General features: G+C 64.6%; 11 protein-coding genes. 1 reads left to right on the forward strand and 10 read right to left on the reverse strand.

Annotated features, from left to right (window positions below; translation table 11 throughout):
- Positions 1–128 precede the first annotated feature (128 nt).
- Positions 129–335 carry a hypothetical protein gene (locus tag DN412_RS23670; RefSeq protein WP_115213798.1) on the forward strand — a complete coding sequence of 69 codons (207 nt, stop codon included), beginning with the start codon at positions 129–131 and terminating at the stop codon, positions 333–335.
- Between the two features lie 162 nt (positions 336–497).
- Here DN412_RS23670 and DN412_RS23675 read toward each other — a convergent pair whose 3' ends face one another.
- The 10 genes from DN412_RS23675 to DN412_RS23725 all read right to left on the reverse strand — a co-directional run bounded on the left by DN412_RS23675 (position 498) and on the right by DN412_RS23725 (position 10,825).
- The gene (locus DN412_RS23675) at positions 498–1,052 is read right to left on the reverse strand and encodes a thioredoxin family protein (RefSeq protein WP_115213799.1); all 555 of its coding nucleotides are present in this window, start codon (positions 1,050–1,052) and stop codon (positions 498–500) included.
- A 66-nt stretch (positions 1,053–1,118) separates the two neighbouring features.
- Positions 1,119–1,535, reverse strand: a complete 417-nt coding sequence (locus DN412_RS23680; RefSeq protein WP_208647646.1) for an organic hydroperoxide resistance protein — start codon at positions 1,533–1,535, stop codon at positions 1,119–1,121.
- 419 nt (positions 1,536–1,954) lie between these two features.
- Complete coding sequence (locus tag DN412_RS23685; protein WP_115213801.1) at positions 1,955–3,745, reverse strand: cytochrome c biogenesis protein DipZ; 1,791 nt, start codon at positions 3,743–3,745, stop codon at positions 1,955–1,957.
- 358 nt (positions 3,746–4,103) lie between these two features.
- Entirely contained in the window at positions 4,104–4,394 is a 291-nt protein-coding gene (locus DN412_RS23695; RefSeq protein WP_115213802.1) for a putative quinol monooxygenase, read from the reverse strand.
- A 30-nt stretch (positions 4,395–4,424) separates the two neighbouring features.
- Positions 4,425–5,405: an NAD(P)H-dependent flavin oxidoreductase gene (locus DN412_RS23700; protein ID WP_115213816.1), complete on the reverse strand. Its 981-nt coding sequence runs from the start codon at positions 5,403–5,405 to the stop codon at positions 4,425–4,427.
- 75 nt (positions 5,406–5,480) lie between these two features.
- Entirely contained in the window at positions 5,481–7,370 is a 1,890-nt protein-coding gene (locus tag DN412_RS23705) for an acyl-CoA synthetase (RefSeq protein WP_115213803.1), read from the reverse strand.
- Positions 7,371–7,613: 243 nt separating this feature from the next.
- Positions 7,614–8,402 (reverse strand): crotonase/enoyl-CoA hydratase family protein, encoded by a 789-nt coding sequence (locus DN412_RS23710; RefSeq protein ID WP_115213804.1) that lies wholly within the window; start codon positions 8,400–8,402, stop codon positions 7,614–7,616.
- Positions 8,403–8,451: 49 nt separating this feature from the next.
- Positions 8,452–9,234, reverse strand: coding sequence for an SDR family oxidoreductase (locus DN412_RS23715; RefSeq protein ID WP_115213805.1), 783 nt, complete (start codon positions 9,232–9,234; stop codon positions 8,452–8,454).
- A 60-nt stretch (positions 9,235–9,294) separates the two neighbouring features.
- Entirely contained in the window at positions 9,295–10,065 is a 771-nt protein-coding gene (locus DN412_RS23720; RefSeq protein WP_115213806.1) for an enoyl-CoA hydratase-related protein, read from the reverse strand.
- Positions 10,066–10,192: 127 nt separating this feature from the next.
- Entirely contained in the window at positions 10,193–10,825 is a 633-nt protein-coding gene (locus DN412_RS23725) for a response regulator (protein WP_115213807.1), read from the reverse strand.
- Positions 10,826–10,984: the final 159 nt, after the last annotated feature.

The raw sequence follows: 10,984 nt of genomic DNA on the forward strand, positions 1-10,984 counted from the left end.
CGCCCGCTCATCTGCCAGCCCATGCCCGTGGTCTTCGAGCGGCGTCTGCATGTATTCGTGCATGCAGTTGGTCTACTGCTCATGAAGCTTGCGTTATACAAATCTCATACTCAACCAAGGGAGTTCAGATGATCCGCACACGCATCCTAATGCTGGCGATGACAGCCGCCACTATCGCTGCCGCCATCCTTGCCGTGGCTACGGCCAATGACCAGCGGCGACGACCAACTGTCGGCACAGTTCAGCCCGAGGGCAATGCCTATCACGATCTCGCGGGCGACCCGCTGGACAACGCGCGCGAAGCCGACGGCACACTCTATGGGTATCGCGTCTGAGGGCGAGTTTGGAGACTGGCCATTCGTGACCATAGAGCAGCCCGCTTGACGCTGCGCCAAGAGCTTGCATTGCACGCCCCCGGGCGCGCAATCGGCGACTCAGTCGGCAGCATCGATGCGCGACGTTGGGAATCCGTGAGATGGGCTCCCAATTTTCGCTCTTCAGGCGGGCTGCGACAACTTGCGCTCCGCCAGGAGTTTCTGGATGACAGCTTCCGTCTTGGCGTAGCCGCCTTCGCCGAAGTGCTGGTAGACAATGCGGCCGTCGGCGTCGATCAGGTACAGGGCGGGCCAGTACTCATTGCGGAATGCCGACCACGTGCCGTACGCGTTGTCCTGCGCTACCGGATAGCGGACGTCGAGGCGACTGAGTGCGGCCTCCACATTGGCCGTCGACTTCTCGAAGGCGTATTCGGGCGTGTGTACACCCACGACGACCAGGCCCTGGTCCTTGTACTTCTCGTACCACTGCTTGACGTGGGGCAGCGTGTTGATGCAGTTCACGCAGGAGTACGTCCAGAAGTCCACCAGCACTACCTTGCCACGCAAGGCCTGCATGGATAGGGGCGGCGAGTTCAGCCATTGGTTGATGCCAGTGAACTCGGGCGCCGCACTGCCGTTAGCCGGTGGTGCACTGAAGGCGCGAACGCCATTCCCAATGAAGTAAACCGCGCCAATGGCAATGGCCACCAGGGCGGCGCGTAGATACTTGCGCATGGTTCGAGTACGTGAAAGGTTGGAAGCGATGGTCTGCCAGGCGATGCTGGCAGGCCACGATGTACGTCAGAGCAGATTCAGCTCGACGTGGATGTTGCCGCGCGTCGCCTTCGAATACGGGCAGAGCTGGTGCGCTGCCTCCACGACCGCGCGCGCTACCTCTCGGTCCAGGCCTGGCAGGCTGACATTCAGACGTGCCTGCAGGAAGTACCCGTCGCCGGTTGTGCCCAGGTCCACCTCGGTATCGAGTGCCAGGTCCGCCGGCAACCTGATCTTCATCTGGCTGGCGGCACGGCCCATCGCGCCGATAAAGCAGGCGGACCAGCCTGCGGCAAGCAACTGCTCCGGATTCGTGCCGTGGCCGTTGCTGCCGGGGGGCGACAACTTCAGGTCCAGACGGTCGTCGTCACTGTGTGCCTGGCCATCGCGGCCGCCAGTAACGTGGACGTTTGCGGTATAAAGCACATTTTCGATTCGGATCATGATGGATTTCCTTGGACTAAGATTGCGTTCGATTGCGCGTCCCGGCTACTTCGCACTTGTCTGGCGCCGGGCCACGCAATGCATTAAAGAAGGCCGATGTATCCCCCACGTAGCGGGAAACAGCCCTTCTGTCTGGGCAGGTATGCCGCCTACCGCCAGATACAAACGCATACAAAAATCCTGCGGCAGTGGCGGTGGGGGCAAGTTCCAGGCCGCCTGCTCCTTCAATGGATGCTTGCGCCTGTCAGCTGTTCGCTGAGCGGCCAAAGCCGGCCCGCGGCAACAGGGTCTGTCGCACGGGGGTCGATGCCGCGGATGACATCCGCAGCGGTGGACGCCAGGCCGAATCCGGAGCCGATGGGCGCTTGCTGAGTGGACATTCAGATCAGGAACCGTGTGGAGATGGCAGCGGATCTACGTCAGCCGAATGTGAAGGCATAAGCGCGGGCACCAGGGTCAAGAAAGCGGATTTCGAAAAGGTGTTCTCCCACCGTTCCCGCCTGCCGCACCAACTGATAGAGCCGCGTCTGCGTGATGGCACCGTTGCCGGACCCATCGGTATCAGCGCCGTGGTTGTCACCGGGGGCCTTGCCATCGATCTTCACCACGAAGCGCACTGCACGGCCATCCGCTGCCGGACCGAGCACAAGGTTCAGATCGCGCGCGTGAAAGCGATAGACGATGCTGCCGTCCGCGCGATCAAGCCTGGCTTGCTCGGCACCGACGGTCCATTGGCCCGACAGGCCCCATTGATTCAGGCTCAGGTTGCCGACGCTGTACCGGCGCGGCGCGTCTTGCCGCATGCTGCCCGGCGAGGCAAAGTTGGAGGCTTGCTTGTAGCCGATGTAGGTCTCGGCGGAGCGGATGTTTTTCAGGTCCGGCGCAGCCTGTGCGCCAGATGCATCCGGCGCCACCACGCCGCGCGCCACCGACGAATTGCCAGCTTCTGCCAGCAGCGACTGGATGACACGCTCGGAATTGGCGTAATCGCCCTCTCCGAAATTGTGATGACGGATGTTGCCGTGGGCATCGACAAAGTACGCGGCCGGCCAGTAACTGTTATCGAATGCGCCCCAGATGCGGTAATCGCTGTCGACGGCCACAGGGAAGCCGATGCGGAAATCGGCAATCGCGCGGCGGACGTTTTCGGGCTTCTTCTCGAAGGCGAACTCGGGCGTGTGCACGCCGATCACCGTCAGCCCCTGGTCCTTGTACTTGTCGGCCCACGCGCGCAGGTACGGCAGGGTGCGGATGCAGTTGATGCAGGAGTAGGTCCAGAAATAGACCAGTGTGACCTTGCCCCGCAATTGCTCGCTGGACAACGGCGGAGAATTGATCCATTGCACAGCACCATCGAGCGAGGGCAGGCGGCCCTCCACGGGCAGGTTGCCCGCCCGATCGACCGGGGCCACGTAGGCGGCCGGCAGCAAGCTGGCATCGCGGTCGGCGGCATTGGCGGCTTGCGGGGCGGACCGCTTCATGCCCAGCCCGTCGACCAGCACCTGCTCCAGGCGCGCCGGCCCGGTCGCGGACAAGCGTGCCAGCAGGCTGGTGTCCGCGCCGAGCCCAATGATGGCCACGCCGCAGAGCACAAGCGCACCCATACCGCGGCGCAGCCATTCCCCGAGACCCATGGATCGCTTCATTGCCGCGAGCAGGCGGCCGCCGATGCCGAGCGCAGCGGCCAGCGAGGTAGCGGCGCCGGCAGCATAGGCAGCCAGCGACAATGCACTCGACACGCTCGCGCCCTTGAGCGCCGCCCCGGTCAGGACAAGACCCAGGATCGGGCCAGCGCACGGCGCCCACAGCATGCCGGTGGCCACGCCAAGCAGCAGCGATCCCATCGGGGACGGTTGCGTGGACGAAGCAGGCATGGCGGCGCCGCTGGCCGCCAGCCGGTTGCCGAGCGCCACCGCCGGCCGCGCGAGCAGCTCCGCCAGCTTCGGCCACAGCAGGGACAGACCGAAGACCGCCAGCAGCAGCAGCGCGGCGAGCCGCCCATATTCATTGACGCGCACTGCCCAGGCGCCGCCGGCCGACACCAGCGTGGCAAATGCGGAAAAGGTCAGTGCCATACCAGCGAGCATCGGCAGCCTTCCGCGCAGGAACGGCTGGTCGGTGCGGCTGAGCACGAAAGGCAGGACAGGCAGGATGCACGGGCTCAGGATTGTCAGCGCTCCGCCGAGATAGGCGAGTATCAGCAGGCTCACGGTCGGTTTCCTCCACAAGGGTTGGGCTTGCGTCAATGAAAGACCATGGGCTTATCTGGCGTGTATCGCCAAAGGCAGGGTTATGTATCGAACTGTAGGAAAGGCGCCACCAGATGCCTGGCGATACACTCAGGTACGCCACCCCGATCCCGTTCCACATCCCTTGCAGCGCATTGCTAAGCGATGGTCATATCGTTGGCCGCAATAGCCACCGGAAGCCTTTCCGCCGCGAGTCGAAAACTTCGCATTCCCCTGGCGACGGTGAGCCGACGCGTACCCGAGCTGGCGGCCCACCTGAATGTGCGGCGTTTCCGCAAATCCGCATGGGCGTGCAAATGGCCGACCGGCTCATGGTGAACTAAGCAACTTCCATTGCGGCCAGTCGTAACACGGTCGGCGCACCATCCATCAGCGCGCCCATCTGGCGGCCGATCCGGCGATAGTGATCGGATTTGACGTGCGCCTGAGCAGCCGCCTCGTCGGCGTAGCGCTCGACAAACACGTATTCACACGCTTCCTCCGAACGCCACAGGTCGTACGACAGGCACCCGGCTTCCGCGCGCGACTCGACGACCAGGCTGGCCGCCAGCGTTTCGAACTCGGCCTCGCGGCCTTCCTTGACCTTGATCTTCGCTATGATTCCACGCATTTCCTTGTCCCCCTGATTTTTCCCAAATGTCTAGCCACGCGACAACATTCCCTGAAGTCGCGTCGCGACAATCTCCTCCGCCTGGCGCATGATCCTGTCGATCAGGTCTCCGACCCGGGGAATATCCTGGATGAGCCCGGCGACCATGCCGCAGGACCAGGCGCCCGCGTCGAGGTTGCCGTCCTGCATCACGCGCGGATAAACACCGCCGACCTCTTCGACAATGTCCGAGAAGGTGATGTCCGCCCCCAGGCGCCTTTCCTTCTCCAGCAGGCGCTCGACCCCCGCATTGTTCAGCACACGCTCGGTATTGCGCAGCGGGCGCATGACGAGCCGCGTATCGAGTTCCGTTGCCCCAACGATGGCCTGCTTGACCTTTCGATGCACCGGCGCCTCTTCCGTCGCAACGAAGCGGGTTCCCATGTTGATGCCGGCCGCGCCCATCGCCAGCGCGGCGACCAGCGAGCGGCCGTCTGCCATCCCGCCCGAAGCGACAAAGGGCACCCTGAGTTCGTCCGCGGCACGGGGCAGCAGAATGAAGTTTGGGACGTCGTCCTCGCCCGGATGTCCGCCGCATTCGAAGCCGTCGACGCTGACCGCATCGCAGCCGATGCTCTCGGCCTTCAGTGCATGCCGCACCGACGTGCATTTGTGGATGACCCGGATGCCCGCCTCGTGCAGCGTCGGCAGCCATTGCTGGGGATTGTTGCCGGCCGTCTCGACAATGTGAACCCCGCCATCGACGATCGCCCGCACATAGCCCGCGTAGTCCGGGGGATTGCGCGACGGCAGAAAGGTGAGATTGACACCGAATGGCTTGTCGGTCATTTCCCGGCATCGCCCGATCTCACGGGCCAAGGCATCCGGACTTGGCTGCGTCAGTGCCGTGATGATGCCCAGGCCGCCCGCATTCGACACCGCGGCGGCCAGCTCCGCGAACCCGACGTAGTGCATGCCACCCTGAATGATGGGATGCTCGATGCCGAACAACTCAGTGATCTGCGTCTTCATCGACGAAGCTCCTTGTAGAAAGATATTGATTGGCCAGAACTGGTCGGCCGGCGCCGCCATCAGGCAGGCTCATGGTCAGGCGCCTTCGATATGTTTGACCGCATAGGGAATGGTGAAGCAGCGCAGCGCGCCGGCCAGGGCCGCATCGTCGGCGTCACGCGTCGGCACGCGGATCTCCACGAAGAAGCCGCGGCTGCCCCGGTCGGTGGCCTGCACCTCTGCGCTTCGGCCAATGCCGTCGAGCGCGGCGCGGAACATCCGCTCGATGGCATCGACGCGCAGCAGGTTCTTCTGGATCTTGCCGACCAACGTCTTCGGCATTTCTGCCAACACGAAGCAGTGCTTGGGAATTGCCGCGCGTTCTGGCATGTGCTCGGCGGCGTACCGCAGGACGCTATCCGCCGAGGCGCCCGCTCCCGGCTTCAGCACCACGTAGGCGACCGGCACCTCGCCGGCATGCGCATCAGGCGCACCGACCACGGCGGCATCCTGGACCGCCGGATGGCCGAACAGCACCTCCTCCACCATTTTCGGATCGATGTTGTGTCCGCCGCGGATGATCAGGTCCTTGGCGCGGCCAGTGATCCACAGCCAGCCGTCCGCGTCGAGGTAGCCAAGATCGCCGGTGTCCAGCCAGTCGCCGTCCAACCAGCGCGCAGCCTGCTCCTGGTCCAGGTAGCCGGGGCAGACCGAAGGCCCGCGCACGATAACGAGGCCCGGCTCGCCCGGCGCGCAGTCCCGGGCCACACTCCCGGTGCCGTCCGGCTGCACCACGCGGACCCGCTGGTACGGCAGCCGCACGCCCGAACTGCCAACCTTGACCTGCTCGACCAGGGGCGTGATGCAGGTGACCGCCGTGGTTTCGGTCATGCCCCAGCTTTCACGGATACGGACGCCGGTCATGCGATGGAAGGCGTCGGCGACGGTAGTCGACAGAGGCGCGGTCGACGAGGCGACGTAGGTCAGCGTCGAGATGTCAGCGCCATCCAGCGGAATCGATAGTATCTGGTTGATCAACGTCGGCACGAGGATCAGCATGTTGGCCCGGAAGGCCTCGACGATGCGCCAGAGGTTCGGCAGCACGGAAGGATGGCGGAATCCGGCCGATGTCATCAACACGACTGTCGCCCCCTTCGCCAGCGGGCTGAAGCAGCCGACCACCGCGCCGGCGACGTGGAAAACCGGGACACCGACCACTTGCACCTCGGTCGAGTCGAGTCCCCACAGGTACTTTGACGCCCACACCCAGAACACCTGGTTGCGGTGCAGGTTGCGTGCCAGCTTCGGGGCGCCGGTCGTGCCGCCGGTGTGGAAGAGCGAGGCGGTGTCGTCGGACGAGAAGATCCGCCCAGAGACCAGGCGGTCGGAAGGATAGCGCTCGACGGCTTCGGCGAAATCGATGACGGGCACGCCAGCGACCTTCGCCGGACCCGCTCCGCCGACACGAATCACCGCCGCCAGCGAAGGGAGGCCGCGCGCTACAGCCTCGGCCTTGCCCCAGATCTCGGCGTGCTCGTCGCCACCAAACGCGACCAGTACCCTGGTGCCGGCCGAGCGGAACATCTGGACGAGGATGTCCGGCTCCAGCATCGCGTTGGCCGGATTGACGATCCCGGCCGCCTGAGCACCCCACAGGACAAACTGCGATTCGGGAATCGCTGGCATCAGCACCGAGACGACATCGTCCTTGCCGACGCCGAGGTCGTTCAACAGGTTTGCCGTCTGGTGGACCTTGGCGCGCAACTCGGCATAGGTCACCTGCCGCGCAGTCTCGAGGGGACGGGCGCCGTCGGTGAAGTAGTGGATGGCAACCTTCGACGGGTCGATGGCGCAGCCGTCCATCAGCATTTCGTAGGTGGAGGCCGGCAGGTTGCGGTCCGCAAGCGGGATGCGCTCGAAGCGGGCGACGTCGGCTTCGCTCAACAGGCGGTCAGAGGTCCAGTAGCCTGGCATCGGGGCGTTCATCTTGTTGTCTCCATTTTTTATATTCCTTCGGATGGCTGCACCCCAAGGGCGCAGCCCCCCCTCCGCGCGATGACGTTCGTCGCACGGCACCGGTCGGTGTCGGTAATCGACGGGGAATGCGCCTAGTAGTACAGCTTGGCCAGCGACTCAGCGGCGCATACCGGCCTGGCCGATCCTGCTTCGATTGACGTGAAGGTCTGCACCGTGGCGCCCGGATCAGCGGTCATGGAGGTCAGCCGCGCCTCAGCGCCCCTGGAATCGCGCCTCGCGGCGCTCGACGAAGGACTGGATGCCTTCCTTGAAGTCTTCCGTGGCGAAGACCTGCTCGCTCACCCGCGGGATGACGTCGATGGCCGCCTTCTCGCCGTGCTCGATGTAAGTCAGCGCCGCCGCTTTGGTCGCGCGCAGGCCGATGGGGGCGACCTTGCAGATCAGCCGGGCGATCTCCATCGCGCGCTCGCGGTGCCTGCCATAGGGATGGACCTCCTGGACGAAGCCGCAGCGATACGCCTCCTCTGTCGAGAACTCGTCGCACAGAAACAGGTGGTACATTGCATTGCCCCAACCGGTGCGCGTCAGGTAGCGGAAGTGGGCGCCGCCGAGCGGGGCGATGCCGCGCTTCGATTCAAGTTGGCAGAAGCGCGCGGTATCGGCCGCGATCACGATGTCGGAGGCGAGCATCTGCTCGATGCCGATGGTATAGGTGATGCCGTGGACGACCGAGATCAGCGGCTTGCGGCAGCGCTTCTGGAGGCCGAACGGGTCGACCTGGTCGTCTGGAATCGGCTTGGCCGTGGCAGTCGGGCCGAAGAACTTCGGCATGTCGAGGCCGGCCGTTGTGTGCTCGCCTGCCGGGTCCAGCACCGCCACCCACAGGTTGTCGTCGTTGTCGAACTCGGTCAGCCGCTGCGAGAGCTGCTGCATCAGTTCCGGTGTGATGGCGTTCTTCTTGGCCGTGTTGTCCAGCGAAATGATCGCGATATGGCCTTCGATCGTCATGCGGACTTCGGGCGTGCCTGCTGCGTTGCTCATGGTGTGCTCCTTTTGAATCGGATTGGACTGGATTCGGGATCGAATCCCTTCAGACCGCGGTCAGGCCGCCGTCGACCGCGAGGATCTGGCCGGTGATGTGCTTGCCCGCGTCGCTCGCGAACAGCAGGGCCGCGCCCTTGAGGTCGTCGTCGTCGCCAATGCGCTGCAGCGGCGCCTGCTCCGCCAGCTTCTCGACGCCCACTTTCTCGATCGTCCCCCTGGTCATCTTTGACGGGAAAAAGCCCGGCGCGATGGCGTTGACGGTCACGCCATGCGGGCCCCATTCGCCGGCCAGCGCACGCGTAAAGTTGACGATGGCACCTTTGCTGGTGTTGTAGGCGATGGTCGGCTGGGCCTTAGGTCCGTTGCCCTTGAGGCCGGCGATCGAGGCGAGGTTGATCACGCGTCCGAATCGGTTGGGAATCATCGACAGCCTCCCGATCTTTTGCGTCAGCAGGAAGATGGAGCGCACGTTCAGGTTCATGACCTTGTCCCAGGCGGCCAGCGGGTGGTCGACGGTGGTCGCGCCCCACGTGGCGCCGGCGTTGTTGACGAGGATGTCGATCTTGCCAAGGCGTTCCATCGCTTCGTTGGCGAGGCGTTCTACGTCGGCCTCCACGGCGTTGTCAGCCGCGATCCAGCTTGCGTCGACGCCCAGGCCGGCCAGGTGCGCCTGCGCGGATTGAAGCGCGTCAGCCTTGCGCGCCGAAATCACCACGCGGGCGCCTTGCGTGCCGAGCGCCTCGGCGATCTGCAGGCCCAGCCCGCTGGACCCCCCGGTGACCAGAGCCGTGCGGCCCTTCAGGTCGAAAAGATTTGCCACAGCAGTCATTGCCGTCTCCTTGTTGATGGGTGGAACTCGTCACAGCACTTCGAACAGCCCGGCGGCGCCTTACCCGCCAGCGGTCCGGACCGGCGACCGTTGCAGGAAGCGCCGGAAGATTTCCTGTGCCTCGGGCGACTGCCGCAGGGTGTCGAACACGACCGTCTCGCGCTGGAGGCTGTCCCTGACCAGCGTCTCGGTCGCCTCGCGCACCAGTCCACGCGTCGCCATCAGCGCCTGGCGCGGCTTGGTGGCGAGGCACCTGGCGATCGACAGCGCCTCTGCCGCGACTGTCTCCAGCGGCAGCACGCGATTGACGAGTCCAGCCCGAAGGGCTTCGGCGGCAGGAATGGTGGCGGCCAGCAGCAGCCATTCGGTCGCCTTGTTGCGGCCCACCACCTGCTGCAGCAGCAGCGTGGAGGCGAATTCCGGGCACAGCCCGAGGTCGACGAACGGGAAGCGGATGCGGGCGTCGTCGGAGGCGACGACGTAGTCGCAATGCAGCAGCACAGTCGCCCCGATGCCGACTGCATGCCCGCAGACGCAGGCCACCATCGGCTTGCGCAGTGCGATGACCGCGCGCAGGAACGGCATGGCGGGCGACTCAAGGTGTTCGGTGGCCTGTCCATTGACGAACAGGCCGAGGTCGTTGCCGCTGGTGAAGTTGCCGCCCTCGCCCTGGACCAGCACGGCGCGGACGTCATCGCGACGGTCCGCCTCGGCGAGCGCGTCGGCAAGCGCCCAATACATCTGCGCGGTGAGCGCGTTTTTCTTCGCCGGCCGGTTCATCGTCACGACCAGCACGCCGTCGTCCAGGTGCAGCAACACGTCTGCCGTCATCGTTCTCTCCTTCGTTCCGACTCGTTTGGAGTCGTGTCGTTGAAGAGAGTCTGGACGTCCGGCGCGAATCCGGCTGTCGGAACTGGCTCTGCGCCTTGTCAGCGTTTTCTGAAGCTGAGGGCTGCGATCAGTCGATCAGCCGATGTTCGACGGCATAGCGCGCCAGCTCGGCGTTGCTGGCGACGCCGATCTTCTTCAGGATGCGCGAACGATAGGTGCTCACAGTCTTCACGCTCAGGAACATCTGCCGGCCGATCTCGGTCAGGCGGATACCGCGCACGATCAGAAGCATGATCTCGTACTCGCGTGACGACAGTTGCTGGTGCGGCGCCGCGTCGCCGACCCGATCAAAGCCGTCGAGCAGGCAGCTCGCGACGGCGGGCGTCATATAGCGCTTGCCCTTCGACACATTGCGGATCGAATCGACCAGTTCGATCGCGTCCATGTCCTTGGTGACATAGCCGGACGCACCGGCCTGGAAGGCGCGCAGTGCGTACTGCTCGGCCGGGTACATGCTCAGCACGACCACCGGCATCGCGGGGCGCTCGGCGCGCAGCGAGGGCAGCATCTCCAGGCCGCCGCGGCCCGGCATGCTGACATCGAGCAGCGCAACGTCGAAGGGCTGCTCGCGCAGGCGGCCAAGGGCTTCGCTTGCATCGCCGGCTTCGGCCACGACATCGAAGCCGTCCTGCTCGGCAAGCAGGCGTTTGAGGCCCTGGCGAAAGATCGTGTGGTCGTCGATCAGCAGCAGGCGAATCATGATTGTCCTCCGTCGATGTGAATACCGGGATTGGCGTACTATTGATCTTTCCGTAAATCATGACATCACCACAACGTTGCCTGAACCCAGCACGCGGCGATGATCGAAGGCCGGTGTTGAGCGCTTTTGAGCTTGTTGCGGGCGACGGTATGCAACTCA

Source organism: Cupriavidus lacunae (genome assembly GCF_003353055.1).
In the GTDB taxonomy this organism is placed as follows: Bacteria; Pseudomonadota; Gammaproteobacteria; order Burkholderiales; family Burkholderiaceae; genus Cupriavidus; species Cupriavidus lacunae.